The 24,369-nt window shown below is 55.8% G+C and carries 39 protein-coding genes and 1 pseudogene; 34 read left to right on the forward strand and 6 right to left on the reverse strand.

From position 1 onward, the window contains the following. Window positions 1-45 precede the first annotated feature (45 nt). On the reverse strand, window positions 46-624 hold the full coding sequence (gene nfuA, locus NOM67_RS18915; protein WP_033115597.1) for a Fe-S biogenesis protein NfuA: 579 nt from the start codon (window positions 622-624) through the stop codon (window positions 46-48). Between the two features lie 80 nt (window positions 625-704). Next, window positions 705-1,430: a ComF family protein gene (locus NOM67_RS18920; protein WP_255939293.1), complete on the reverse strand. Its 726-nt coding sequence runs from the start codon at window positions 1,428-1,430 to the stop codon at window positions 705-707. A gap of 38 nt (window positions 1,431-1,468) precedes the next feature. On the opposite strand from NOM67_RS18920, the gene bioH reads away from it, so the two are divergent. From bioH to NOM67_RS18940, 4 genes are all read left to right on the forward strand, one after another. Then, window positions 1,469-2,233 (forward strand): pimeloyl-ACP methyl ester esterase BioH, encoded by a 765-nt coding sequence (gene bioH / locus NOM67_RS18925; protein ID WP_255939295.1) that lies wholly within the window; start codon window positions 1,469-1,471, stop codon window positions 2,231-2,233. A gap of 71 nt (window positions 2,234-2,304) precedes the next feature. Next, entirely contained in the window at window positions 2,305-2,538 is a 234-nt protein-coding gene (locus NOM67_RS18930; protein WP_041209715.1) for a flagellar hook protein FlgE, read from the forward strand. 1 nt (window position 2,539) lies between these two features. Beyond that, window positions 2,540-3,316 carry a putative metalloprotease CJM1_0395 family protein gene (locus NOM67_RS18935; RefSeq protein ID WP_042029474.1) on the forward strand — a complete coding sequence of 259 codons (777 nt, stop codon included), beginning with the start codon at window positions 2,540-2,542 and terminating at the stop codon, window positions 3,314-3,316. Window positions 3,317-3,401: 85 nt separating this feature from the next. Further along, entirely contained in the window at window positions 3,402-3,680 is a 279-nt protein-coding gene (locus tag NOM67_RS18940) for a hypothetical protein (RefSeq protein ID WP_033115592.1), read from the forward strand. A 57-nt stretch (window positions 3,681-3,737) separates the two neighbouring features. Here NOM67_RS18940 and NOM67_RS18945 read toward each other — a convergent pair whose 3' ends face one another. Together NOM67_RS18945 and greB are read right to left on the reverse strand one after the other, a co-directional pair. Next, window positions 3,738-6,041 (reverse strand): Tex family protein, encoded by a 2,304-nt coding sequence (locus tag NOM67_RS18945; protein WP_255939299.1) that lies wholly within the window; start codon window positions 6,039-6,041, stop codon window positions 3,738-3,740. Window positions 6,042-6,151: 110 nt separating this feature from the next. Further along, a complete protein-coding gene (greB, locus tag NOM67_RS18950; protein WP_033115590.1) occupies window positions 6,152-6,625 on the reverse strand; it encodes a transcription elongation factor GreB in 474 nt (157 codons plus the stop codon). A gap of 247 nt (window positions 6,626-6,872) precedes the next feature. Between greB and ompR the strand changes: the two genes are divergently transcribed. Then, window positions 6,873-7,595: a two-component system response regulator OmpR gene (ompR, locus tag NOM67_RS18955; protein ID WP_033115589.1), complete on the forward strand. Its 723-nt coding sequence runs from the start codon at window positions 6,873-6,875 to the stop codon at window positions 7,593-7,595. Then, entirely contained in the window at window positions 7,592-8,902 is a 1,311-nt protein-coding gene (envZ, locus tag NOM67_RS18960; protein WP_041209712.1) for a two-component system sensor histidine kinase EnvZ, read from the forward strand. Before ompR ends, envZ begins: the two co-directional genes overlap by 4 nt. Before the next feature lie 39 nt (window positions 8,903-8,941). Here envZ and NOM67_RS18965 read toward each other — a convergent pair whose 3' ends face one another. Then, complete coding sequence (locus tag NOM67_RS18965) at window positions 8,942-9,856, reverse strand: DMT family transporter (RefSeq protein WP_201962757.1); 915 nt, start codon at window positions 9,854-9,856, stop codon at window positions 8,942-8,944. Window positions 9,857-10,211: 355 nt separating this feature from the next. Here NOM67_RS18965 and rpsJ point away from each other — a divergent pair, with 355 nt between their 5' ends. The 28 genes from rpsJ (at window position 10,212) to rplQ (ending at window position 23,835) form a co-directional block, all read left to right on the forward strand. Beyond that, window positions 10,212-10,523 (forward strand): 30S ribosomal protein S10, encoded by a 312-nt coding sequence (gene rpsJ, locus NOM67_RS18970; RefSeq protein ID WP_005307944.1) that lies wholly within the window; start codon window positions 10,212-10,214, stop codon window positions 10,521-10,523. Between the two features lie 22 nt (window positions 10,524-10,545). Next, window positions 10,546-11,178, forward strand: a complete 633-nt coding sequence (gene rplC / locus NOM67_RS18975; protein WP_005307947.1) for a 50S ribosomal protein L3 — start codon at window positions 10,546-10,548, stop codon at window positions 11,176-11,178. 17 nt (window positions 11,179-11,195) lie between these two features. Continuing rightward, a complete protein-coding gene (rplD, locus tag NOM67_RS18980; protein WP_005340616.1) occupies window positions 11,196-11,801 on the forward strand; it encodes a 50S ribosomal protein L4 in 606 nt (201 codons plus the stop codon). Continuing rightward, window positions 11,798-12,100, forward strand: coding sequence for a 50S ribosomal protein L23 (rplW, locus tag NOM67_RS18985; protein ID WP_005307955.1), 303 nt, complete (start codon window positions 11,798-11,800; stop codon window positions 12,098-12,100). Before rplD ends, rplW begins: the two co-directional genes overlap by 4 nt. Window positions 12,101-12,115: 15 nt before the next feature. Next, the gene (rplB, locus tag NOM67_RS18990; protein ID WP_041209710.1) at window positions 12,116-12,937 is read left to right on the forward strand and encodes a 50S ribosomal protein L2; all 822 of its coding nucleotides are present in this window, start codon (window positions 12,116-12,118) and stop codon (window positions 12,935-12,937) included. 22 nt (window positions 12,938-12,959) lie between these two features. Continuing rightward, window positions 12,960-13,238: a 30S ribosomal protein S19 gene (rpsS, locus tag NOM67_RS18995; protein WP_005307960.1), complete on the forward strand. Its 279-nt coding sequence runs from the start codon at window positions 12,960-12,962 to the stop codon at window positions 13,236-13,238. A gap of 10 nt (window positions 13,239-13,248) precedes the next feature. Next, window positions 13,249-13,593 (forward strand): 50S ribosomal protein L22, encoded by a 345-nt coding sequence (rplV, locus tag NOM67_RS19000; RefSeq protein ID WP_005319741.1) that lies wholly within the window; start codon window positions 13,249-13,251, stop codon window positions 13,591-13,593. Between the two features lie 3 nt (window positions 13,594-13,596). Further along, a complete protein-coding gene (rpsC, locus tag NOM67_RS19005; RefSeq protein WP_005307962.1) occupies window positions 13,597-14,310 on the forward strand; it encodes a 30S ribosomal protein S3 in 714 nt (237 codons plus the stop codon). A 13-nt stretch (window positions 14,311-14,323) separates the two neighbouring features. Further along, window positions 14,324-14,737, forward strand: coding sequence for a 50S ribosomal protein L16 (rplP, locus tag NOM67_RS19010; protein WP_005340612.1), 414 nt, complete (start codon window positions 14,324-14,326; stop codon window positions 14,735-14,737). Continuing rightward, entirely contained in the window at window positions 14,737-14,928 is a 192-nt protein-coding gene (gene rpmC, locus NOM67_RS19015) for a 50S ribosomal protein L29 (RefSeq protein ID WP_005307965.1), read from the forward strand. Before rplP ends, rpmC begins: the two co-directional genes overlap by 1 nt. Beyond that, a complete protein-coding gene (gene rpsQ, locus NOM67_RS19020) occupies window positions 14,928-15,176 on the forward strand; it encodes a 30S ribosomal protein S17 (protein WP_005307966.1) in 249 nt (82 codons plus the stop codon). Before rpmC ends, rpsQ begins: the two co-directional genes overlap by 1 nt. A 147-nt stretch (window positions 15,177-15,323) precedes the next feature. Further along, a complete protein-coding gene (gene rplN / locus NOM67_RS19025) occupies window positions 15,324-15,692 on the forward strand; it encodes a 50S ribosomal protein L14 (RefSeq protein ID WP_005307975.1) in 369 nt (122 codons plus the stop codon). Between the two features lie 11 nt (window positions 15,693-15,703). Beyond that, a complete protein-coding gene (gene rplX / locus NOM67_RS19030; protein WP_005307977.1) occupies window positions 15,704-16,021 on the forward strand; it encodes a 50S ribosomal protein L24 in 318 nt (105 codons plus the stop codon). A 13-nt stretch (window positions 16,022-16,034) separates the two neighbouring features. Then, the gene (gene rplE / locus NOM67_RS19035) at window positions 16,035-16,574 is read left to right on the forward strand and encodes a 50S ribosomal protein L5 (RefSeq protein ID WP_033115585.1); all 540 of its coding nucleotides are present in this window, start codon (window positions 16,035-16,037) and stop codon (window positions 16,572-16,574) included. Window positions 16,575-16,584: 10 nt separating this feature from the next. Continuing rightward, window positions 16,585-16,890, forward strand: a complete 306-nt coding sequence (gene rpsN, locus NOM67_RS19040) for a 30S ribosomal protein S14 (protein WP_005340609.1) — start codon at window positions 16,585-16,587, stop codon at window positions 16,888-16,890. A 20-nt stretch (window positions 16,891-16,910) separates the two neighbouring features. Further along, window positions 16,911-17,303 (forward strand): 30S ribosomal protein S8, encoded by a 393-nt coding sequence (gene rpsH / locus NOM67_RS19045; protein ID WP_033115584.1) that lies wholly within the window; start codon window positions 16,911-16,913, stop codon window positions 17,301-17,303. Between the two features lie 13 nt (window positions 17,304-17,316). Next, window positions 17,317-17,850 carry a 50S ribosomal protein L6 gene (gene rplF, locus NOM67_RS19050; RefSeq protein ID WP_033115583.1) on the forward strand — a complete coding sequence of 178 codons (534 nt, stop codon included), beginning with the start codon at window positions 17,317-17,319 and terminating at the stop codon, window positions 17,848-17,850. Window positions 17,851-17,859: 9 nt separating this feature from the next. After that, window positions 17,860-18,213: a 50S ribosomal protein L18 gene (rplR, locus tag NOM67_RS19055; RefSeq protein ID WP_005340606.1), complete on the forward strand. Its 354-nt coding sequence runs from the start codon at window positions 17,860-17,862 to the stop codon at window positions 18,211-18,213. 14 nt (window positions 18,214-18,227) lie between these two features. Further along, a complete protein-coding gene (gene rpsE / locus NOM67_RS19060) occupies window positions 18,228-18,728 on the forward strand; it encodes a 30S ribosomal protein S5 (protein ID WP_005342686.1) in 501 nt (166 codons plus the stop codon). Window positions 18,729-18,734: 6 nt separating this feature from the next. After that, window positions 18,735-18,914, forward strand: coding sequence for a 50S ribosomal protein L30 (gene rpmD / locus NOM67_RS19065; protein ID WP_005307985.1), 180 nt, complete (start codon window positions 18,735-18,737; stop codon window positions 18,912-18,914). 2 nt (window positions 18,915-18,916) lie between these two features. After that, window positions 18,917-19,354 (forward strand): 50S ribosomal protein L15, encoded by a 438-nt coding sequence (gene rplO, locus NOM67_RS19070; protein WP_033115582.1) that lies wholly within the window; start codon window positions 18,917-18,919, stop codon window positions 19,352-19,354. 8 nt (window positions 19,355-19,362) lie between these two features. After that, a complete protein-coding gene (gene secY, locus NOM67_RS19075) occupies window positions 19,363-20,691 on the forward strand; it encodes a preprotein translocase subunit SecY (RefSeq protein ID WP_005340602.1) in 1,329 nt (442 codons plus the stop codon). A gap of 27 nt (window positions 20,692-20,718) precedes the next feature. Continuing rightward, window positions 20,719-20,832, forward strand: coding sequence for a 50S ribosomal protein L36 (gene rpmJ, locus NOM67_RS19080; RefSeq protein WP_005319705.1), 114 nt, complete (start codon window positions 20,719-20,721; stop codon window positions 20,830-20,832). Window positions 20,833-20,971: 139 nt separating this feature from the next. Then, window positions 20,972-21,328 (forward strand): 30S ribosomal protein S13, encoded by a 357-nt coding sequence (gene rpsM, locus NOM67_RS19085; RefSeq protein WP_005307991.1) that lies wholly within the window; start codon window positions 20,972-20,974, stop codon window positions 21,326-21,328. A 14-nt stretch (window positions 21,329-21,342) separates the two neighbouring features. After that, entirely contained in the window at window positions 21,343-21,732 is a 390-nt protein-coding gene (gene rpsK, locus NOM67_RS19090) for a 30S ribosomal protein S11 (protein WP_005307993.1), read from the forward strand. Window positions 21,733-21,772: 40 nt separating this feature from the next. Next, window positions 21,773-22,393, forward strand: coding sequence for a 30S ribosomal protein S4 (gene rpsD, locus NOM67_RS19095; protein ID WP_005342696.1), 621 nt, complete (start codon window positions 21,773-21,775; stop codon window positions 22,391-22,393). Between the two features lie 25 nt (window positions 22,394-22,418). Next, window positions 22,419-23,408 carry a DNA-directed RNA polymerase subunit alpha gene (rpoA, locus tag NOM67_RS19100; RefSeq protein WP_005307997.1) on the forward strand — a complete coding sequence of 330 codons (990 nt, stop codon included), beginning with the start codon at window positions 22,419-22,421 and terminating at the stop codon, window positions 23,406-23,408. Window positions 23,409-23,451: 43 nt separating this feature from the next. Next, window positions 23,452-23,835, forward strand: coding sequence for a 50S ribosomal protein L17 (gene rplQ / locus NOM67_RS19105; RefSeq protein WP_005307999.1), 384 nt, complete (start codon window positions 23,452-23,454; stop codon window positions 23,833-23,835). Between the two features lie 199 nt (window positions 23,836-24,034). Here rplQ and NOM67_RS19110 read toward each other — a convergent pair. Next, window positions 24,035-24,184: pseudogene (locus NOM67_RS19110) on the reverse strand (gamma carbonic anhydrase family protein); the annotation flags it as partial. Window positions 24,185-24,369: the final 185 nt, after the last annotated feature.

Consider the following 24,369-nt stretch of genomic DNA (forward strand, 5'->3'; position numbering starts at 1 on the left):
CCGCCGGATGGCGGGGCCTTTTCTTTGCGCCGCAAGGGCAACAAATCAGTAGTAGGAGTGGTCGCCGCGCTGGTGCTCGGTGGCGTCTTTGACACCCTTGAGTTCGCCCGGGAATTTCTCCAGCAACTGCTTCTCGATACCCTCTTTCAGGGTGTAATCGACCATGGAGCAGCCGTTGCAACCGCCGCCAAATTGCAGGATGGCGTAGCCATCTTCAGTCAGCTCGGTCAGGGTCACCTTGCCGCCGTGACCGGCCAGCATGGGGTTAACCTCGGAGATGAGGGTGTACTCGATGCGCTCGATCAGCGGTGCATCGTCGGCAACCTTGCGCATTTTGGCGTTCGGCGCCTTCAGGGTGAGCTGGGAGCCCATCTGATCGGTCACGAAGTCGATGGTGGCATCCACCAGGAAGGGGGCGCTCAGGGGATCGACCATGCAGTCGAAACCGCTGAAAGGCAGGTGCTGATCTTCCGGATCCACGGCATCGGGTGGGCAATACGATACGCCACACTCGGCATTCTGGGTTCCCGGATTGACCACAAACACCCGGATATTGGTGCCATCAGGCTGTTTTTCCAGCAGTTTACGGAAATGGGCCTGGGCGGCGTCGGAAATGCTGATCATCACTATCCTCATAAACCTGAGTGTACGACTAGGGTATTCATGATAACGCGGTTAGCAAGGCTTGGGTAGCATGCCGATGGCTACTTGAGATGCCTCTGGGTGCGGCAGATGGCCCAGACCTCCACCTTTGTGACCCCGCTCTCATGAAGCAGGCGGGTGAGCTGGCCGGCGGTGGCGCCGGTGGTAACCACGTCATCGAGCAGGGCGATATGGCGATAGTGGTGTGGCGCAATGTGAAATGCGCCGCGCAGATTGCGTCGTCGCTGGCCTGCGCTGAGCTTGGTCTGCTGTGGCGTCGCTCTAATCCTGCGTAGCAGCCGGTTATCGCAAGGAATTCCGGTTAGCTGGCTCAGGTGACTGGCGATCTCCTCCGCCTGGTTGAAGCCGCGCCACCACTGACGCCACCAGTGCAGGGGGACGGGAATAATCGCCTCCGGCAGGTCATCGCAATCGAGATGATCTGCCAGCAAACGGGCCAACAGGGGGGCCAGCAGGATTTGCCCCGAATACTTCAGGCGCGGGATCAGGGCCGGGTAGGGTGGCTGATAGTCACCGATCACCTGGAGTCGCTCCCACGGCGGTGGCCTGCGCTGGCAGCGGCCACACACTAGCTCGGTCTGTATCTCTTCCGGCAGCGGCGCAGCGCAGAGTCGACAGCGCTGTCGCGGTTGGTGCAGGGCGTTCCGACACCAGCTGCATAGCAAAGGTTCGTCATCACAAGGCTGCCGACAGAGCAGGCAGCTCCCCTGCCAGTCGGCGTGGCTGCCAAACAGTGGACTTGCTTTGGCAAGCAGGCGCTTTAACATGCTGACCCCAAGAGCATGAACAGGGATCTTGAGTCTAGATGAGCGTATCGGTAGAGCAGTTTGGTCAGGGACCCGATCTGGTGCTGTTGCACGGATGGGGTATGAACGGCGCAGTGTGGCACGGCATCGCCCAGCAGCTGGCGGTACATTACCGGGTTCATCTGGTGGATCTGCCCGGCTTTGGCAACAGCCCGCTGGCCAAGGGGGTCGACTATAACCTGCCATGGCTGGCGGAGCAGGTCGCCACCGTGTTGCCAGAGAAGTGTCATCTGGTGGGGTGGTCACTCGGAGGTCTGGTGGCAAGCCAGCTGGCGCTGACTCATCCCGAGCGGCTGCACTCCCTGATCACGGTAGCCAGCTCTCCCTGCTTTATGGCACGGGACGAGTGGCCCGGAATTGCCCCCAAGGTGCTGACCGGTTTCAACCAGATGCTGGCGGGGGATTTTCGCCAGACCATAGAGCGCTTTCTGGCGATCCAGGCGATGGGCAGCGAACATGCCCGGGATGATATCCGCCAGCTGCGGCACTGGCTTGCGGAACGACCTGCTCCCGAGTTCGCAGCACTGGAGGCGGGGCTCGGTTTGCTGGCTGATATTGATCTGCGCGATGACCTGACATCCCTTGCGTTGCCCTGGCTGCGCATCTATGGTCGGCTGGATTCACTGGTGCCCAAAGCAGCCATTCCTCTGCTGGATGAACGCTATCCCGCTAGTCGAAGCGTCACCTTCAGCAAGGCCTCACATGCACCTTTTATTTCCCATCCTGACGAATTCATTGAAATCCTTCGAGATTTTGTTGGCTAAAAAATAGCCGCAAAGCTTCATTAATCCTCTGGTCTGGCGGATAATTAAGCTGTGATCAGAGGAGTAACGCCATGCGTATTGAATCCGCCTTTAACAGTGGCCTGCAGGGATTCCAGCGAGCCGAGCAGGTTGCCGATCGGGCATCCGGCCAGCTTGCCCGTCTCAACACGCCAAGCGGGGATCAGGTGCAAGTGCCGGACGAGCTCATAAACCTCAAGTCTGCCGAGCTGCAAGCCGGGGCCTCCGCCAAGGTGATGAAAACTGCCAGCGACATGATGGGAACCCTGATCGACATCCGGGTGTGAGATGAACATCAATGTCAGTCTGCCCCCCCTTATTCCGACGCAGCTGCAACCTCAAGTGGAAGCGGCCCGGACGGATAATCGCCGGGCAGAACTGATCCCGCAGGCTCGCTCGAGCCAGGCTTCCGTTGCCGAATCCGAAGTCGGCTCCCAGAAAGAGAAATCCAAAGCCGGTCAGGCGACCAACACCAACCCTGCCACCCAGAGCAGCCGGGAAGGCAATCAATCCACCGTACAGAATCCCCTCGACCACCGTTTTGTCGAAGCGACGGGGGAGGATGGTCAGCGCAAGCAACAAGACCCGAATAATAAAGAGCAGGAGCAGCAAAGGCAGCACGAGCAACAGGTTCAGGATCTGGCCGATCGGGATCAGGAGGTGCGCACCCATGAACAGGCGCACCACTCTGCCGGCGGTAGCTATGCGGGAATGCCGACCTACCAGTTTACTCAGGGGCCGGATGGCAAGCGCTATGCGACCGGTGGTGAAGTCCAGATAGACACCAGCGCAGTGCCCGGTGATCCTGCTGCCACCATCACCAAGATGCAGCAAATCCGTTCGGCAGCGCTGGCCCCTGCCGAGCCATCAGCTCAGGACCTATCGGTCGCGCGCAGTGCGGCTGCCAGTGAAGCCAAAGCACGCAAAGAGCTGATAGCCGAACGTAGCAATAGTACGGATGGGGTGCTGAGCGCTTACATGGACAAGCGCAATCAGGTGATCGCCAACCGCTATCAGCAGTCTGTGAGCCCGGCTGCAAACCAGTCACTTAGTCTGCGCATCTGACGCAGTGCCAGCAACTTTCGGCAGCACACCCCATTTTTGCAACTAACCTGAAGATCAGGCCCATCCTATTTTTACAGGAGCTGTCATGCATTTCGATGAAGTCAAACCGGAAGATTTCACTACCTTCTCCCGTGTACCGCCGGCCCATCTGCAGATGGAGCAATTTCTGATGCAGCTGGGTGGTGGTGGCACCGAGGGCACCAGTTTCAAGAAGAAAGTGATGCTTGCTGCAGGCTGGAGCCACACAGGGGTGGTCTCCTACGGCAAATACCCGCAAGAGGCCTGCAAGGCCTTCAACCGGCTGCGGGAAGTATTGGCAGCCCATCAGGAGGCTGACGCCATTCTGGCCGCACTGGCCCAATAACGCTGAGTAACAGTGACAAAAAAGCCCCTGGCGGGGCTTTTTGCATTTCTGGGGCGCTTATTTCTTCAGCTTGGAGAGGGCCGCCGCGAAGGCGTTGCCCATGGCTCCCTCGGTTGGAGCGCTCTGCCGGGGTGCCTGTTTCGGCTTGGCATTGCCGGAGTGGCGCGGCTCGGCCGGTTTGCGTGCCGGCTGGCCAGCCTTCTCGTCAAGGCGCATGGTCAGGCTGATCCGCTTGCGCGGCACGTCCACCTCCAGCACCTTCACTCGCACTATGTCGCCCGCCTTGACCACCTCGCGGGGATCCTTGACGAAGCGGTCAGTGAGGGAAGAGATGTGCACCAGGCCGTCCTGATGGACGCCGATATCGACGAAGGCGCCAAAGTTGGTTACGTTGGTGACCACCCCCTCCAGCACCATCTCGGGCACCAGATCGCTGATTTTCTCCACCCCTTCCTTGAAGGTCGCGGTTTTGAACTCGGGGCGCGGGTCGCGGCCCGGCTTGTCCAGTTCACCTATGATGTCGGTGACGGTGGGCACACCGAACTGCTCGTCCGTATAGTCGGCAGGCTTGAGGGTACGCAGCAGGCTGCTGTTACCGAGCAGGCTATCCACGGTCTGCTCCAGCCTGGCGAGGATCCGCTCAACCACAGGGTAGGATTCCGGGTGTACCGCCGAGCCGTCCAACGGGTTGCTGCCACCACGAATGCGCAGGAAGCCGGCACACTGTTCGAACGCCTTGGGGCCGAGCCGGCTCACTTTCAGCAGTTGCTGACGATTCTGGAAGGCGCCGTGTTCGTCGCGGTAGGCGACGATGTTCTGGGCCAGGGTCTGGGAGAGGCCGGATACCCGGTTGAGCAGGGCGACCGAAGCGGTGTTCACATCCACCCCGACCGCGTTTACGCAATCCTCGACCACCGCATCGAGTCGGCGGGCCAGCTGGCTCTGGCCGACATCGTGCTGGTACTGACCCACACCTATGCTCTTGGGATCGATCTTGACCAGCTCAGCCAGCGGATCCTGAAGACGGCGTGCGATGGAGACGGCTCCGCGCAGTGAGACGTCGAGATCCGGGAACTCCAGAGAGGCGAGCTCGGAGGCGGAATAGACTGAGGCTCCCGCTTCGCTTACCACAATTTTCTGCGCCTTGGCGGCCGGATAGCGTTCAAACAGATCGCTCACCAGGCGGTCGGTCTCCCGCGAGGCGGTGCCGTTGCCAATGCTGATGAGCTCGACCTTGTGCTTCTGGCAGAGCTCGCTCAGGGTCTTGAGGCTCTGGTCGATCTGGCGCTTGGGTTCGAACGGATAGATGGTTGCGGTATCGACCAGCTTGCCGGTGGCATCGACCACGGCTACCTTGACGCCGGTACGGATGCCGGGATCCAGCCCCATGGTGCAACGCATGCCGGCCGGAGCCGCCATCAGCAGATCCTTGAGGTTCATGGCGAATACCTTGATCGCCTCGTCCTCTGCTGACTCGCGGATGCGACCGATCAGTTCGGTCTCCATCTGGAGCGATAGTTTGATCTTCCAGGTCCAGCTCACTACCCCTTGCAGCCACTTGTCGGCCGGGCGATTTTGCAGGTTGAGCTTGAGGTGATGGGCAATAATCCCCTCGCAAGGGCTGGCACCCTCATCGTCACCCGCGACCAGCGCCAGATTGAGCACACCCTCGTTGCGACCGCGCAGCATGGCCAGCACCCGGTGGGAGGGGGCCTTGTGCAGCGGTTCGTCGTGCTCGAAGTAGTCCTTGAACTTGGCCCCTTCCTGCTCCTTGCCTGCCACCACGCGAGCGCGCAGGGTAGCGTTTTGCCACAGGTAGTCGCGCAGCTTCTCCAGCAGGTCGGCCTGCTCGGCAAAGCGCTCCATCAGGATGTAGCGTGCGCCATCGAGAGCCGCTTTACTGTCGGTGATCCCCTGCTCGGCGTTGAGGAAGCGAACCGCCTCCTGCTCGGGCTCTTTCATCGGATCGCTCAGCAGCAGGTCTGCCAGCGGTTCCAGCCCCGCCTCGATGGCCATCTGCCCCTTGGTGCGGCGTTTGGGTTTGTAGGGGAGATAGAGGTCTTCCAGCCGGGTCTTGCTGTCGGCTTCGTTCAGCTCGCGGGTCAGCTCGGGGGTCAGTTTGCCCTGCTCCTCGATGGAGCGCAGGATCACCTGGCGGCGATCCGCCAGTTCGCGCAGGTAGCCGAGGCGGCTCTCCAAGGTACGCAGCTGGCTGTCGTCCAGACCGCCGGTCACCTCTTTGCGGTAACGGGCGATGAAGGGCACGGTCGAGCCTTCATCCAGCAGGCGTACAGCGGCTTCGACTTGTTGCGGGCGAGCATTGAGCTCGGCTGCGATCAGATGTTCGATAGTCTGTGTCATGGTTTCTGTTAAGAACCTCTGTGGTCGGGTCTGGCTCAATGGCGCCAAGTGCCAGCACTATAGGGCGCGCAGGAGGGGATGCCAACCACATGGCTGGCATCGGAGACGGGCTAGCGCGGGTAACTGATGTCGTTGACATACCAGCAGACGTCACCGACTGGCGTGCGCACGATGGCTTCGTCGCCCACCTCTTTCTTGAGCAGGGCGCGGGCCATGGGGGAGTCGATGGAGATGTAATCCTTGCGCTCGAAGATCTCGTCATAGCCGACGATGCGAAAGCGCTTGGTCTCGCCCTCGTCGTTCTCCACCTCGACCCAGGCACCGAAGAAGACCTTGCCCTCCTGAGCGGGGGCGTAATCGACAATCCCCAGCTCTTCCAGACACTTGCGCAGGTAACGAACCCGCCGGTCGATCTCCCGCAACCGCTTCTTGTTGTACTGGTAGTCGGCATTCTCGCTGCGATCACCGAGGCTGGCCGCCCAAGCTACCTTGCGGGTGGTCTCGGGTCGCTCCTGACGCCACAGGAAATCGAGCTCTTCCTTCAGTTTGTTGTAACCTTCGCGGGTGATCAGCTTTGTCTTCATGATGATCTCTGACCTGGTCTGATAGAGAGGTGGTGCTAACTGCACGGGAATATTAGCTTTTGTCCCTCTGCTGTCGAGTGAAATCATGGTCTCCGGGTGGCTGCGACAAGATATGGCTAATACGATTTTCGTTCGATTGACTTCCGCTTCCGCAACCATCAAGCAATAACCGGTAACATATTTATGCTTTGCTCCCGCAGTGCCCAGCCCTAGTATTGGAGGCAGATTAAGGCGATGAGGCAATCCAATGAGTCAGCAGCAATACAAGGTCCTGGTGGTGGACGACGATCTGAAATTACGCTCCCTGCTGGAGCGCTACCTCACCGAACAGGGGTTCGTGGTGCGTGGCGTTGCCAACGGCGAGCAGGCCGATCGTCTGCTGACCCGTGAAAACTTCAGCCTGATGGTGCTCGACCTGATGCTGCCCGGCGAGGATGGTCTCTCCATCTGCCGCCGTTTGCGCGAGGGGGGCAACCAGATCCCGGTATTGATGCTGACTGCCAAGGGGGATGATGTCGATCGCATCGTCGGACTCGAGATGGGGGCGGATGACTACCTGCCCAAGCCGTTCAATCCGCGCGAGCTGCTGGCCCGGATCCGTGCCGTGCTGCGCCGTCATACCGTCGAGTTGCCCGGTGCCCCATCCGCAGCCGAGAAGGTGGTTAACTTCGGGGTCTATCAGCTCAATCTCGCGACCCGCGAGCTGAGCCGCGATGGTGAGCCGATGGCGCTGACCAGCGGTGAATTTGCCGTGCTCAAGGTGCTGGTGAGTCACCCGCGCGAGCCGCTCTCCCGCGACAAGCTGATGAATCTGGCCCGGGGTCGCGAATACACCGCCACCGAGCGCAGCATCGACGTGCAGGTGTCGCGCCTGCGCCGTCTGCTGGAGCAGGACCCGACCCAGCCGCGTTATCTGCAGACTGTCTGGGGTCTGGGCTACGTCTTTGTGCCTGATGGTGAAAGAGCATGAAAAAAGTCGGGAGCATGTTTTCACGCATGCTCTGGTTTTTGGCGGCCGTGCTGATCGTCTATCAAGCAGTCTCCTACGTTACCTTCTACAACTATCTATTGGCCCCGACGGTCAAGCAGATCAGTCACCTGTTGGCCAATCAGGTCAAACTCATCTTTCCGGTCGAGAGCAATCAGCTGGCGCTGAGCGATGACGCCGAGGCGCTGGTCTATGTGGCGACCGGCAGCGATATCTACACCCAGAGCGAAGCGGAGCAGCATGGACTCAACGACTCCAAGCCCTATGCCTATCTGGAGGAGAACATCAGTCGCGAGCTTGGTGGCAAGACCAAGGTGCGGGTCGAGATCCAGGATCACTACATCATCTGGATCCAGCCTCCCCAAGCCAACAAGACCTGGGTCAGGATCCCGCTGACCGAGATTGAAGATGACGATATCGAGCCGCTCATCCTCTATATGAGCGTGCTGCTGGTGATCACCCTCTTTGCCGCCTGGCGTTTTGCCCGTCAGCTGGTTCGCCCGCTGGAGGATCTGGAGGAGGGGGCCGTTGCGGTGGCCAAAGGGGAGTTCCCAGAGGCGCTGGGCGAGCAGGGGTCCCGTGAAGTTCGCCGTCTGACCCGCACCTTCAACCATATGTCGCACTCCATCAAGAGCCTGATCGAGGAGCGCAATATGATGATGGCGGGGGTGTCCCACGATCTGCGTACCCCGCTGACCCGCATTCGCCTCGCGACAGAGATGATGTCGTCTGGCGACGAGTACCTCAAGGAGAGCATCAACTCCGATATCGATGAATCCAACGCAATCATCGATCAGTTCATCGACTACATCCGTCCCGATGAAGGGCAGCAGTTTTCACCGGCCGATTTGACTCAGCTGGTACACGACACTTTGCTGATGCACACCGAGCAGGGGCTCGAAGTTGACCTCGCCCTGCCGAAGGATGCGGTGCGAGTCGTCTGCAACCCGATCAGCATGCGGCGGGTGCTGACCAATCTGGCAGGCAACTCGCTACGCTATGGGGCAGGCAGCCTGCATGCCGAGCTGAAAGACGATGGTCACTGGGTTCGCCTGCGCTTGTCCGATGATGGCCCGGGTATCCCGGAGCAGGACTACACGCGGGTACTCAAGCCCTTTACTCAGGGGAATGTGGCTCGCACCGTGGGAGGGAGCGGCTTGGGACTGGCCATCGTAGCCAAGATCATGGCCCAGCATCACGGCACCATCAGGTTGGGACGATCCGAGCTGGGTGGCTTGCTGGTCGAGCTGCGGTTACCCAAGAACCAGCCGCAGGAGTGGATGGATTGAGCGAAGGGGCGTATCGAGGGATACGCCCCTTCTGCTTGGTCAGGCTTGTGGCTTGGCGGTATTGCGATAGCGCTTGCCATATTTTAGCTGCTGAATAAGCAGGGCCGCGACGATGAGGGCCAGCCCGATAGGGGTGGCGGGGTGAATGGTTTCGCCGATCAGCAGGTTGAGCAGCACCAGCGAGGCAAACGGCGAGATGAAGATAAGGTTGCTGATGGGGGCGGTGTTGGTGGCGTGGCGCAGCGCCATCAACCAGAGCACGAAACCGAAACCCATCTCGAACAGACCTACATAGATGGCACCTGCCCATCCCTGCCAGGCGGTCATGGCAAAATCGGAAAGCAGCCAGGTCGCGGCGACGATAAAGGGCAGGCTGATGATGAAGCCAAGCAGCAAGCTGACAACGGGATCCCCCTGATTGCGGGTATTGAGGATCCAGTAGCTGGCCCAGATCAGAGTCGACACCAGTGCCAGCGTTACGCCGAGCGGGCTGTCGAACTGCAGGCCGAATATATCCCCCTTGGTGGCGATCACCAGCGCGCCAAAGTAGCCAAGCACGATGGCAACGCCATCGCGGCGACGCAGTTTCTGACCGAGGAAGGGAACGGCCAGCAGACTGAGGGTGATGGCCCAGGTGTAGTTGAGGGTCTGCGCCTGCTGGGCGGGCAGCAGGTCATAGGCCTTGAACAGCAGCAGGTAATAGAGGAAGGGGTTGAGTACGCCCAGCGCCAGATAGTAAAGCGGGCGTGCCTTGATGTAGCTGCCCAGCAGACCCAGTTTACCCTGCTTGGCCACGATGGCTGTCAGTGTCAGGGTCGAGGTAAACGCCGCGACCAGCAGTAGTTGCACCGGTTCAAAGTAGGTGAGCGATATCTTGAAGGCACTGGCGACCGTCGACCAGAGCGCAACGGCACAAAGGCCATATTGATAGGCTTTCTTTTGATCTTTGAGCATGTGGGAGTCGTTCCATTGACGAAGGCGGAGCCCAGTCTATCAGTCTGCTTGCCGGCTTGTCGTCAGTGCTGCCCGCAGGGGAGGAGAGGCGGTGAGAGCGAGATCCATCTGTCACATAAAATTGCGCACAATCTGTTCGCCTTCACTTGCGCAAATTTGAAAAATCCGTATAATCCCCTCCGCTGCCCATGAGGCCAGCCGGACGATATGTCTGCTTGCTGAGTATCCCCTTTGTGGGAACCAGCCATACAGTCTCCCCGATATGGGGAGAAACGTGAAAAATCACACCTCTGGCGGGAGTAATCTCGGTCGGGCGGTGTTGATTTATGTTCTTTTATCTATTGGAGCTCTGTCAATGCAGAACCAAAGAATCCGTATCCGCCTGAAGGCTTTTGATCATCGTCTGATTGATCAGTCCACTGCGGAAATCGTTGAAACTGCTAAGCGCACTGGCGCGCAGGTTCGCGGTCCTATCCCGCTGCCGACTCGCAAAGAGCGTTTCACCGTTCTGATCTCCCCGCACGTCAACAAAGACGCGCGTGATCAGTACGAGATCCGCACTCACAAGCGTCTGGTAGACATCGTTGAGCCGACTGACAAGACCGTAGACGCCCTGATGCGTCTGGATCTGGCAGCTGGTGTAGACGTCCAGATCAGCCTGGGTTAATTACGGAAAGAGGTTGATAACAATGACAATCGGTCTTGTAGGTCGCAAAGTGGGTATGACTCGCATCTTCACTGAAGATGGCGTTTCTATCCCGGTGACTGTTATCGAAGTTGAAGCTAACCGTGTAACTCAGGTCAAATCTGTAGAAACCGACGGCTACAACGCTATTCAGGTTACCACTGGCTCCAAGAAAGCTAGCCGCGTAACCAAGCCGGAAGCTGGCCACTTCGCCAAAGCTGGTGTAGAAGCCGGTCGCGGTCTGTGGGAATTCCGCCTGAACAACGGTGAAACTTTCACTGTTGGTAGCGAGCTGAAAGTAGATCTTCTCGCTGACGTTAAGCTGGTAGACGTTACCGGCACATCCAAGGGTAAAGGTTTTGCCGGTACTGTTAAGCGCTGGAACTTCCGTACCCAGGATATGACCCACGGTAACTCTCTGTCCCACCGTGTACCTGGCTCCATCGGTCAAAACCAGACCCCGGGCCGTGTATTCAAGGGCAAAAAGATGGCTGGTCACATGGGTGCTGAGCGTGTAACGACTCAGAACCTGGAACTGGTTCGTGTTGACGCTGAACGCAACCTGCTGCTCATCAAAGGTGCAGTACCGGGTGCAACCAACGGCAACGTGATCGTTAAACCTGCCGTCAAAGCGTAACGTCTGAGGAGATAGTAATGGAATTGGTAATGAAAGACGCCAAGAGCGCTCTTGAAGTTTCCGAGACTACCTTCGGGCGCGAATTCAACGAAGCTCTGGTTCACCAGGTTGTCGTTGCTTATGCCGCTGGTGCCCGTCAGGGTACTCGTGCGCAGCTGACTCGCTCTGAAGTGTCTGGTGGCGGCAAAAAGCCGTGGCGTCAGAAGGGTACTGGTCGTGCCCGTGCTGGCTCCATCCGTTCGCCCATTTGGCGTTCCGGTGGTGTGACTTTTGCTGCTAAGCCGCAAGATCACAGCCAGAAAGTAAACAAGAAGATGTACCGCGGCGCTATCCGTAGCATTCTGTCCGAGCTGGTACGTCAAGAGCGCCTGATCGTTGTTGAGAAGTTCGGCATCGAAGCTCCGAAGACCAAAGAACTGATCGCCAAGCTGAAAGAAATGGAACTGACTGACGTTCTGATCGTGACTGCTGAAGTCGATGAGAACCTGTTCCTGGCTGCTCGCAACCTGTACAAAGTTGACGTGCGTGACGTTGCCGGTATCGACCCGGTCAGCCTGATCGCTTTCGACAAGGTTCTGATGACTGCTGACGCAGTTAAGCAAATCGAGGAGATGCTGGCATGATCCGTGAAGAGCGTCTGCTGAAAGTTCTGAAGGCTCCGCACATCTCTGAAAAGAGCACCATGGTTGCAGAAAAGCAGAACACTATCGTGTTCAAAGTTGCTGTTGATGCCACCAAGGCGGAAGTCAAAGCTGCAGTTGCGAAACTGTTCGAGGTCGAAGTTGAGACCGTCCGTACCCTGAACATGAAGGGTAAGACCAAGCGCGCAGGTGCACGCGTAGGCCGTCGTTCCGATTGGAAAAAGGCTTATGTGACCCTGAAAGCTGGTCAGGACATCGACTTCATGGGCGCAGCCGAGTAAGAGGAGTTCTGAAAAATGGCAATCGTTAAGTGCAAGCCTACTTCTCCGGGCCGCCGCCACGTCGTCAAGATCGTCAACCAGGAACTGTACAAGGGTAAGCCCTTTGCAGCTCTGCTGGACAAGAAAGACAAAACCGGTGGTCGTAACAACAACGGCCGCATCACCACTCGCCACATCGGCGGTGGTCACAAGCAGCACTACCGTCTGATCGACTTCAAGCGCGACAAAGACGGTATCCCGGCTAAAGTTGAGCGCCTGGAATACGATCCGAACCGTACCGCAAACATCGCCCTGGTGCTGTATGCAGACGGTGAGCGTCGTTACATCCTGGCTCCGAAAGGCCTGAAAGCTGGTGATGCAATCGCTTCTGGTGCTGATGCCGCAATCAAGGTAGGTAACACCCTGCCGATGCGCAACATCCCGGTCGGTTCTACCGTTCACGCTGTTGAGATGAAGCCTGGTAAAGGTGCCCAGCTGGCTCGTTCCGCTGGTACTTTCATCCAGATCCTGGCTCGTGAAGGTAACTATGTAACTCTGCGTCTGCGTTCCGGCGAAGTACGTAAAGTTCTGGCCGAGTGCCGCGCTACCATCGGCGAAGTCGGTAACTCCGAGCACATGCTGCGTCAACTGGGTAAAGCCGGTGCAAACCGCTGGCGTGGTATTCGTCCGACCGTTCGCGGTATGGCGATGAACCCGGTTGACCACCCGCACGGTGGTGGTGAGGGTCGTAACAAGGGCATGCAGCCTGTGTCCCCATGGGGCCAGAAGGCTAAAGGCTTCAAGACCCGTAAGAACAAGCGTACCGACAAGTACATCGTACGTCGTCGTAACAAGTAATTGTTAACATAGAGGAATCACCATGCCACGTTCTCTCAAGAAGGGTCCATTTATCGACCTGCACTTGCTGAAGAAGGTAGAGAAAGCGGTGGAAAGCGGGGATAAAAAGCCGGTTAAAACCTGGTCCCGTCGTTCAATGATCATCCCGAACATGATCGGTTTGACCATCGCTGTCCATAATGGTCGTCAGCACGTTCCGGTTTTCGTTACCGAAGAAATGATCGGTCACAAACTGGGTGAATTCGCACCGACTCGTACTTATCGCGGCCATGCTGCTGATAAGAAGGCTAAGAAGCGCTAAGGGATAAATGATGGAAGCTATCGCTAAACACCGTTATGCCCGTACTTCTGCCCAGAAAGCTCGTCTGGTAGCCGATCAAGTACGTGGTCTGTCCGTAGACAAGGCTCTGAACATCCTGACCTTCAGCCCGAAAAAGGCTGCTGTTCTGGTGAAGAAAGTGCTGGAATCTGCCATTGCAAACGCTGAGCACAACGAAGGCGCCGACATCGACGCCCTGCGTGTTGCTACTATCATGGTCGACGAAGGTCCCTCCATGAAGCGCATCCGTCCTCGTGCCAAAGGTCGCGCGGATCGTATCCTCAAGCGTACCGCTCACATCACCGTAGTGGTATCCGACGCTAAGGCTGGGAGATAAGCAATGGGTCAGAAAGTACATCCTAATGGCATTCGCCTGGGTATTACCAAGCCTTGGAATTCTACCTGGTTCGCGAACACCAAAGACTTCGCTGACAACCTGTACAGCGATTTTCAAGTACGCCAGTTCCTGACCAAGGAACTGAAAAACGCGTCCTTGTCCAAGATCACCATCGAGCGTCCGGCCAAGAGCATCCGTGTGACCATTCACACCGCTCGTCCGGGTGTTGTGATCGGTAAGAAAGGCGAAGACGTTGAGAAGCTGCGCAAAGCTGTAGCCACTATTGCTGGCGTGCCTGCTCAGATCAACATTTCCGAAGTCCGCAAGCCGGAGCTGGATGGCAAACTGGTTGCCGACAGCATCACTTCCCAGCTGGAGCGTCGTGTAATGTTCCGTCGTGCTATGAAGCGCGCCGTACAGAACGCAATGCGCCTGGGTGCCAAGGGCATCAAAGTGGAAGTTTCCGGTCGTCTGGGCGGCGCTGAAATCGCGCGTACCGAATGGTACCGTGAAGGTCGTGTGCCGTTGCACACCCTGCGTGCCGACATCGACTACGCAACTTCTGAAGCCCACACCACTTACGGTGTGATCGGCGTTAAAGTTTGGATCTTCAAGGGCGAAGTTCTGGGCGGTCTGGCTGCTGTCAACGCTGCCGCTGCTCAAGAGCAAGCTCCTGCGAAGCCCAAGCGTGACAACAAGCGCCGCGCTGCCAAGTAAGGAGATTCGGTAAATGTTGCAACCAAAGCGTACTAAATTCCGCAAGACCCACAAAGGTCGTAACCGCGGTCTGGCCACCTCTGGTAACGAAGTATCCTTCGGTACCTTTGGCCTGAAGGCGACATCTCGTGGTCAGCTGACTGCTCGTCAAATCGAAGCAGCCCGTCGTGCCATGACCCGTCACGTTAAGCGTCAGGGTAAGATCTGGATCCGTGTGTTCCCGGACAAGCCGATTACCGAAAAGCCCCTCGAAGTTCGTATGGGTAAAGGTAAGGGTAACGTGGAATACTGGGTTTGCCCGATCCAGCCTGGCAAGGTTCTGTACGAGATGGACGGTGTACCTGAGGCTCTGGCGCGTGAAGCGTTCGCCCTGGCCGCAGCCAAGCTGTCTGTTCAGACCACTTTCGTAATTAAGACGGTGATGTGATGAAAGCCCAAGATCTGCGTCAAAAGAGCGTCGAAGAACTGAACCAGGAGCTGCTGGGCCTGCTGCGTGAGCAATTCAACATGCGCATGCAAGCTTCCACCGGCCAACTGGCTCAGACTCACACTCTGAAACAAGTGCGTCGTGACGTCGCACGTATCAAGACTGTACTGACTGAGAAGGCAGGTGCGTAATGACTGACAAAATCCGTACTCTGCAGGGTCGTGTAATCAGCGACAAGATGGACAAGTCCATCACTGTTGCCATCGAGCGCAAGGTAAAGCACCCGATCTACGGTAAGATCATCAAGCGCACTACCAAGCTGCACGTACATGATGAAAACAACGAGTGCAAAGCTGGTGACCTCGTGGAAATCCGCGAGTGCCGCCCGCTGTCCAAGACCAAGTCCTGGACCCTGGTTGCCGTTGTAGAAAAGGCCTAATCGGTACTTTTTAGCCCAAACGGCCCCTTTCAGGGGCCGTTTGTTTTTTAGGCTACCTTTTCTAAAAATCCTGTGTTATAGTTTCGCGCCTTTTGAAGGCAGCCAGATCCCGAAAGGGATAAGAAGTAAACAAAGCGGAGCACTAAGATGATCCAGATGCAAAGTATGCTGGGTGTTGCCGACAACTCCGGCGCTCGCAGTGTAATGTGTATTAAGGTTCTGGGTGGTTCGCACCGCCGTTACGCCGGCATCGGCGACATCATCAAAGTTTCCATCAAGGAAGCTATTCCTCGCGGTAAAGTGAAGAAAGGTGATGTGTATAACGCGGTGGTCGTACGCACCCGTAAAGGCGTTCGTCGTCCGGACGGCTCAGTCATCCGTTTCGACAACAATGCGGCTGTGTTGCTTAACAACAACCAACAGCCGATCGGTACTCGTATTTTTGGCCCGGTGACCCGTGAACTGCGTAATGAGAAGTTCATGAAGATTGTGTCCCTGGCACCCGAAGTACTGTAAGGAGTCGAACGATGGCAGCTAAAATCCGTCGCGAAGACGAAGTGATTGTTCTTACCGGCAAAGACAAGGGCAAGCGTGGCAAAGTCACTCAAGTTCTGATTGCTAAAGGTAAGGTAATCGTGGAAGGCATCAACCAGGTGAAGAAACACCAGAAGCCGGTACCCGCACTGGGTCAGGCTGGCGGTATCGTCACCAAAGAAGCCCCCATCGATGTATCTAACGTAGCGCTGTTCAACTCTGCCACTGGCAAAGCTGACCGCGTTGGTTTCCGGATTGAAGACGGCAAAAAAGTTCGTTTCTTCAAATCCACCGGCGAACTTGTGAAGTAATTGGAGTTTAACGATGGCGAAACTGCATGATTACTACAAATCCGATGTAGTAAGTGAACTGACCAAGCAGTTCGGTTACAAGACTATCATGCAAGTCCCTCGGATCGAGAAAATCACCCTGAACATGGGTGTTGGTGAAGCGATCTCTGACAAGAAATTGCTGGAAAATGCTGCTGCCGATATGGCTGCCATTTCCGGTCAGAAGCCGCTGATCACCAAAGCTCGCAAATCTGTTGCGGGCTTCAAGATTCGTGAAGGCTACCCGATAGGTTGTAAAGTAACCCTGCGTGGCGAGCGTATGTGGGAGTTCCTGGAACGGCTGATCTGCATCTCCGTACCGCGTATCCGTGACTTCCGTGGCCTGAACGCTAAAGCGTTCGACGGTCGTGGTAACTACTCCATGGGCGTGCGTGAGCAGATCATCTTCCCGGAAATCGACTATGACAAAGTCGATCGCGTCCGTGGTCTGGATATCACCATCACCACTTCCGCGAATACCGATGAAGAAGGCCGTGCTCTGCTGGCTGCCTTTAACTTCCCATTCCGCAAGTAAGGTTAGGGTTATGGCTAAAACATCCATGAAAGCGCGCGAAGCAAAGCGTGCCAAGCTGGTAGCCAAGTACGCAACCAAGCGTGCCGAGCTCAAAGCTATCATCGTTGATATGAACGCTTCTGAAGAAGCGCGTTGGGATGCTGTTCTGCAACTGCAACAGCTGCCCCGTGATTCCAGTCCGTCCCGTCAGCGTAACCGTTGCAACATTACTGGTCGTCCGCACGGTTTCCTGCGCAAGTTTGGCCTGTCTCGCATCAAGGTGCGTGAGCATGCCATGAAGGGCGAAATTCCGGGCCTGAAAAAGGCCTCTTGGTAAAGAATCTCGGGAGTTAGACTATGAGCATGCAAGATCCGATCGCGGATATGCTGACCCGCATCCGTAACGGTCAGGCGGCGAGCAAAGTTGCGGTTTCCATGCCTTCTTCCAAGCTGAAAGTGGCTATTGCCAAAGTGCTGAAAGAAGAAGGTTACATCGCTGGCTACACCGTAGCTGGTGACGTGAAGCCGGAACTGGAAATTGAACTGAAATATTTCCAGGGCAAGCCGGTTGTAGAACTGATCCAACGCGTGAGCCGTCCCGGCCTGCGTATTTACAAGCGCACTACTGATCTGCCGAAAGTTATGGGCGGTCTCGGTGTTGCTATCGTGTCCACGTCTAAAGGTGTGATGACCGACCGTGCTGCTCGCAAAGCAAGCATGGGTGGTGAGATCATCTGCTACGTCGCTTAATAGGAGGTCGGAAATGTCTCGCGTTGCTAAGGCACCCGTCACTATTCCTGCTGGCGTAGAAGTGACTCTGAACGGTCAGGAACTGTCCATCAAAGGTGGTAAAGGTTCCCTGGTTCGTTCTATTCACGCCGGTGTAGAAGTGACCAAAGAAGACAATGTACTGAAGTTCGCCCCGCGCGACGGCATCGCTGGTGCTGACGCTCAGGCCGGTACTGCCCGTGCATTGGTCAACAACATGGTAATCGGTGTTACCCAAGGCTTCGAGCGCAAGCTGCAGCTGGTTGGTGTAGGTTACAAAGCCTCCATCAAGGGCAATGCTGTCGCTCTGGCTCTGGGCTTCTCTCACCCGGTAGAGCATGAGCTGCCGGCTGGTGTAACCGCTGAGTGCCCGTCCCAGACCGAAATCGTTCTGCGTGGCGTTGACAAGCAGCTGGTTGGCCAAGTCGCCGCCGATATCCGTGCTTACCGCGCTCCGGAGCCCTACAAGGGCAAGGGTGTACGCTATGCCAACGAGCAAGTGCGTACTAAAGAAGCTAAGAAGAAGTAAGGTAACACTATGGACAAGAAAGCAGCTCGTCTCCGTCGTGCTACTCGTGCTCGGAAAAAGATGCAGGAACTGGGAGCTACCCGTCTGGTTGTTCACCGTACCCCGCGTCATATCTATGCGCAGGTTATTGCAGCCAACGGTTCCGAAGTTCTGGCCTCTGCTTCCACAGTAGAGAAAGCCATCAGTGAAGCTCTGAAATACACCGGTAACGCAGATGCTGCTACCGCTGTAGGTAAGGCTATCGCTGAGCGTGCTATTGCCAAAGGCGTTCAGAACGTATCTTTCGATCGTTCCGGTTTCAAGTATCACGGCCGTATCGCTGCTCTGGCAGCTGCTGCACGTGACGCTGGTCTTCAGTTCTAAGCTAGGAGTCGAAGATGGCTAAAGTCGAATCTCAAGCCGGCGAACTGCAAGAAAAGCTGATTGCAGTAAACCGTGTTTCGAAAACTGTTAAAGGTGGTCGTATCATGTCCTTCACCGCGTTGACCGTGGTGGGTGATGGTAACGGCCGTGTAGGTTACGGTTACGGTAAAGCCCGTGAAGTTCCGGCTGCTATTCAAAAAGCAATGGAACAGGCCAAGCGTAACCTGAACAAGGTTGAGCTGAACAACGGCACCCTGCACCACCCGGTGAAAGGTGTTCACTCCGGTTCCACCGTGTTCATGAAGCCGGCCTCTCAAGGTACTGGTATCATCGCAGGCGGCGCTATGCGTGCCGTTCTGGAAGTTGCTGGTATCCACAACGTGCTGGCTAAGACCTACGGTTCCACCAACCCAATCAACGTTGTTCGCGCAACTGTAGACGCTCTGGTTCACGGTCAATCACCGGAACAGATCGCTGCCAAGCGTGGTCTGCGCGTTGAAGAAATTCTGGGGTAATGCGACATGGCTAACACTGTAAAAGTAACTCAAACTCGCAGCTCTATCGGCCGTCTGCCCAAGCACAAGGCGACTCTGCGTGGTCTGGGTCTGCGTCGCATTGGTCACACCGTTGAGCTGGAAGATACTCCCTGCGTACGCGGTATGATCAACCAGGTTTATTACATGGTTAAGGTGGAGGGCTAAGCATGCGTCTGAACACTCTGTCTCCGGCCGCTGGTTCCAAGCCTGAAAAACATCGTCGTGGCCGTGGTATCGGCTCCGGCCTGGGCAAGACTGGTGGTCGTGGTGTTAAAGGCCAAACCTCTCGTTCCGGTGGCGGCAAAGTTCGCAACGGTTTCGAAGGCGGCCAGATGCCTTTGAAAATCCGTCTGCCGAAGTTCGGTTTCTTCTCTCGCAAATCTTTGGTTTCTGCCGAAGTGCGCCTGAACGAAATCGCCCTGGTAGAAGGTGATGTGGTCGACGTGAGCACTCTGAAGCAAGCCGGTGTTATTACTAAAAACATCGTGTTCGCTAAAGTTGTTCTGTCTGGCAACATTGACCGTGCTGTGACCGTTCGTGGTCTGTCCGTCACCAAAGGTGCACGCGCAGCCATCGAGGCCGCTGGCGGTAAAATCGAGGAATAATCAGTACAATGGCTAAGAAACCAGGATTGGATGTTAAAGCACAGGGTGGTCTGAGTGAACTGAAGAGCCGTCTGCTCTTCGTTCTCGGGGCGATTATCGTTTTCCGTGCAGGCTCTTATGTGCCGATTCCTGGTATTGACGCCGCCGTACTGGCCGAGTTGTTCCAGCAACAGAAGGGCACCATCATTGAGATGTTCAACATGTTCAGTGGTGGTGCACTCTCGCGTGCTTCTATTCTTGCGTTGGGGATCATGCCGTACATTTCGGCGTCGATCATTATCCAGCTGCTGACTGTGGTTCATCCTGCTCTTGCTGAACTCAAGAAAGAGGGTGAATCCGGCCGTCGCAAGATTAGCCAATATACCCGTTGGGGCACGCTGGTTTTGGGAACTTTCCAGGCCATTGGTATTGCAACCGGTCTGCCGAATATGATGCATGGACTCGTGACTAATCCGGGCCTGGGCTTCTATTTCACAGCGGTTGTGAGTCTGGTCACCGGTACCATGTTCTTGATGTGGTTGGGTGAGCAGATTACCGAGCGTGGGATTGGTAATGGTATCTCGTTGATTATTTTCACAGGTATCGTTGCCGGTCTGCCGCATGCCATTGGTGCTACGGCCGAACAGGCACGTCAAGGGGAATTGCACATCCTGCTGTTGTTGTTGCTGGGCTTGATTGTTTTCGCTGTGACTTACTTTGTGGTGTTCGTGGAGCGTGGTCAGCGTCGTATCGTCGTTAACTATGCCAAGCGTCAACAAGGCCGCCAGGTATTCGCCGCGCAAAGCACGCACCTGCCGTTGAAAGTCAACATGGCCGGTGTGATTCCTGCGATTTTCGCATCCAGCATCATCCTCTTCCCGGGGACCATTACCTCTTGGTTTGGTCAGGGCGAGGGTAAAGTAGCCGACATCCTGCAACAGGTCTCTATGGTCCTGCAGCCGGGTCAGCCGCTTTACGAGATGCTCTATGCAGCAGCCATTATCTTCTTCTGCTTCTTCTATACCGCGCTGGTGTTCAACCCCCGCGAGACAGCAGATAACCTGAAGAAGAGTGGAGCCTTTATCCCGGGGATTCGCCCGGGCGAGCAGACAGCACGTTATATCGATAAGGTTATGACTCGCCTGACATTGGCAGGTGCACTCTATATAACCTTTATCTGTCTGGTACCCCAGTTCTTGATGACTGCCTGGAACGTACAGTTCTACTTCGGTGGCACCTCGCTGCTGATTATCGTGGTGGTTATCATGGACTTCATGGCTCAGGTTCAGACCCATATGATGTCTCATCAATATGGTGATGTCCTGAGGAAGGCCAACCTGAAGGGCTACGGCCGCTAAAGGTCGGCGTAGTTACGGAGTTAAGCAATGAAAGTTCGTGCTTCCGTTAAGGCAATCTGCCGTAACTGCAAAATCATCAAGCGTCACGGTGTGGTGCGTGTGATTTGCAGCGAGCCTAAGCATAAACAGCGTCAAGGCTAATTTTTTACGGTTAGTACTTGCAACAAATAGTTGTGCTGGCTAATATAGCCAGCCAACTTTTGTTGTGTATTGGTTGACCGCCACGTATCCGCTCACGGGCTTTGTGGTGGTCGTAATCTACTATATGTAGGAGTGAATAGTGGCCCGTATCGCTGGCATTAACATTCCTGACCATAAGCATGCAGTCATCGCTTTGACTGCTATTTATGGCGTCGGTCGTACCCGCTCCAAGGCCATCTGTGCCGCAGCCGGTATCGCTGAGAATGTGAAAATTAAAGACCTGGACGAAGCTCAGATCGAGAGTCTGCGTGAACAAGTAGGTAAATTCACCGTTGAAGGTGACCTGCGTCGTCAGATTTCCATGAACATCAAGCGTTTGATGGATCTGGGTTGCTACCGTGGTTTGCGTCACCGTCGTAGCCTGCCTGTTCGTGGTCAACGTACCAAGACCAACGCTCGTACCCGTAAGGGTCCGCGCAAGGCTATCAAGAAGTAACGGGAAGGTAGAAAATGGCTAAAACTCCGACTCGTGCTCGCAAGCGCGTTAAAAAGCAAGTGAGCGACGGTATTGCGCACGTTCATGCATCTTTCAACAACACAATCGTGACCATTACTGACCGTCAGGGCAACGCTCTGTCTTGGGCTACTTCTGGTGGTTCCGGTTTCCGTGGTTCTCGTAAGTCCACCCCGTTCGCTGCTCAGGTAGCTGCTGAACGCGCTGGTGAGATGGCCAAAGAATATGGCGTCAAGAACCTGGAAGTCATGGTCAAAGGTCCGGGTCCCGGTCGTGAGTCTTCCATCCGCGCCCTGAACGCGGCTGGTTTCCGCATCACTAACATTACTGATGTGACTCCGATCCCGCACAACGGTTGTCGTCCTCCCAAGAAGCGCCGCGTGTAACGCTGGTAGCTACTTGGTCTAGGATTGTTGGAGAAAGAAGATGGCAAGATATATCGGTCCTAAGCTTAAGCTTAGCCGTCGTGAGGGCACAGACCTCTTCCTGAAGTCTGGTGTTCGCGCGATTGATTCTAAGTGCAAGATTGACACCGCTCCTGGTCAGCACGGCGCTCGTAAGCCGCGTCTGTCCGACTACGGTGTGCAACTGCGCGAGAAACAAAAAGTTCGTCGTATCTACGGCGTATTGGAAAAACAGTTCCGCAACTACTACCGCGACGCTGCCCGTCAAAAGGGTAACACCGGTGAAAACCTGTTGCAGCTGCTGGAAGGTCGTCTGGACAACGTCGTATACCGCATGGGCTTCGGTGCTACCCGCGCTGAATCTCGTCAGCTGGTGAGCCACAAGGCCATCATGGTAAACGGCCGCGTTGTGAACATTCCTTCTTTCCAGGTTTCCCCTGAGGACGTGATCTGCGTTCGTGAGAAGGCTAAGAAGCAAGCGCGTATCAAAGCTGCCCTTGAGGTTGCTGGTCAGCGCGAGAAGCCGACTTGGGTAGAGGTTGATGCCGCTAAAATGGAAGGTGCCTTCAAGCGCCTGCCGGAGCGTTCCGACCTGTCTGCCGACATTAACGAACAGCTGATCGTCGAGCTTTACTCCAAGTAAAGCTAGCTTCTAAAGAGAGGACACAATGCTGGGTTCTGTAACAGATTTTCTTAAACCGCGGCTAGTTGACATCGAGCAAGTTAGCCCGACTCATGCGAAAGTGACTCTTGAGCCACTTGAGCGTGGCTTTGGTCACACGCTGGGTAACGCCCTGCGTCGTATTTTGCTGTCTTCTATGCCCGGTTGTGCAGTTACTGAAGTCGAAATTGACGGTGTACTGCATGAGTACAGCAGCAAAGAAGGTGTACAGGAAGATATTCTTGAAATCCTGCTCAACCTGAAAGGTATCGCTGTGAAGCTGGAAGGCAAGGACGAGGTAACTCTGTCCCTGACCAAGTCTGGAACAGGCCCCGTTACCGCAGGTGATATCACTCACGGTGATGAAGTCGAGATCGTAAACCCGGAGCACGTAATCTGCCACCTGACTGGTGCCAATGCTGAAATCAGCATGCGCCTGAAAGTTCAGCGCGGTCGTGGTTATGTGCCTGCTTCTGCTCGTGTTCACAACGATGACGAAGAGCGTCCGATTGGTCGCCTGCTGCTGGACTCCGCGTTCAGCCCCATCGTTCGTATTGCCTACAATGTTGAGGCAGCACGTGTGGAACAGCGTACCGACTTGGACAAGCTGGTTATCGACATGGAGACCAATGGTACTCTGGATCCTGAAGAAGCTATCCGTCGTTCTGCCACTATCCTGGCTGAACAACTGGAAGCCTTCGTGGATCTGCGCGATGTCAGCGTGCCCGAGAAGAAAGAAGAGAAACCCGAGTTTGATCCGATTCTGCTGCGTCCTGTCGATGATTTGGAGCTGACAGTTCGTTCTGCGAACTGTCTGAAGGCAGAAGCTATCCACTATATTGGTGATCTGGTACAGCGTACCGAAGTTGAGTTGCTTAAGACTCCTAACCTCGGTAAGAAGTCCCTGACTGAGATCAAGGACGTGTTGGCCTCCCGTGGTCTGTCTCTTGGCATGCGCCTTGAGAACTGGCCGCCCGCCAGCATCGCTGACGAGTAATCCAGATTACGGGTTTCACAGATTTAGTTAGAAGGATAAGGTCATGCGCCATCGTTTGAGTGGTCGTCAACTGAACCGGAACAGCAGCCATCGTCAGGCTATGTTCCGCAACATGGCCAGCTCCCTGGTTCGTCATGAGATCATCAAGACGACTCTGCCTAAGGCAAAAGAGCTGCGTCGTGTAGTTGAACCGCTGATCACCCTTGCCAAGACTGATAGCGTTGCTAATCGTCGTCTGGCATTTGCCCGCACTCGCGACAACGCGATCGTGGCTAAGCTGTTCAATGAACTGGGCCCGCGCTACCTGGAGCGCGCCGGCGGTTATACTCGCATTCTGAAATGCGGTTTCCGTGCTGGCGACAACGCCCCTATGGCTTATATCGAGCTGGTAGACCGCCCGGCCGCTGCTGAAGCAGCTGCTGAGTGATAAAGAAAAAGCCGGGCTTGTCCCGGCTTTTCTTTTAAGAGATTTTGATACTGCCTCAACTGCCTCAACTGCCTCAACTGCCTCAACTGCCTCAACTGCCTCAACTGCCTCAACTGCCTCAACTGCCTCAACTCATTATTCAACTTCTTCTATATAGGAGGTAAGAGTTGTTCCCGAGTCTAGCGAAAAGGTGAATAGCCAGCTCACTTCGTTTAAGCATCATTGGCCAGGTGATATCACCTACCAGGGTGACGCAGGGGTCTACATATACCCGTTTGCCCAATTGCGGGCGTTTTCCCTTGTAAGGTCTCAGTCGCAAGTCCATCTTGGCCTCCTTGTTTTCGGCCATTCTAGCAACCTGGAACTCATTTCTGTGGATAAGCTTGTATAAAAGCTGTGGTTGGATATGAATAACTAAAAAAGTGCCCTTTTTTGCAATTTTATTGCAGGAGAGGGGTTGCCAGAACGAATTCACTCCCTATAATGCGCCTCCATCGACACGGCAAGCGGCAACGCAGAAAGCCAAGTCGATAA

Source organism: Aeromonas sp. SG16, assembly GCF_024436135.1.
In the GTDB taxonomy this organism is placed as follows: domain Bacteria; phylum Pseudomonadota; class Gammaproteobacteria; order Enterobacterales; family Aeromonadaceae; genus Aeromonas; species Aeromonas jandaei.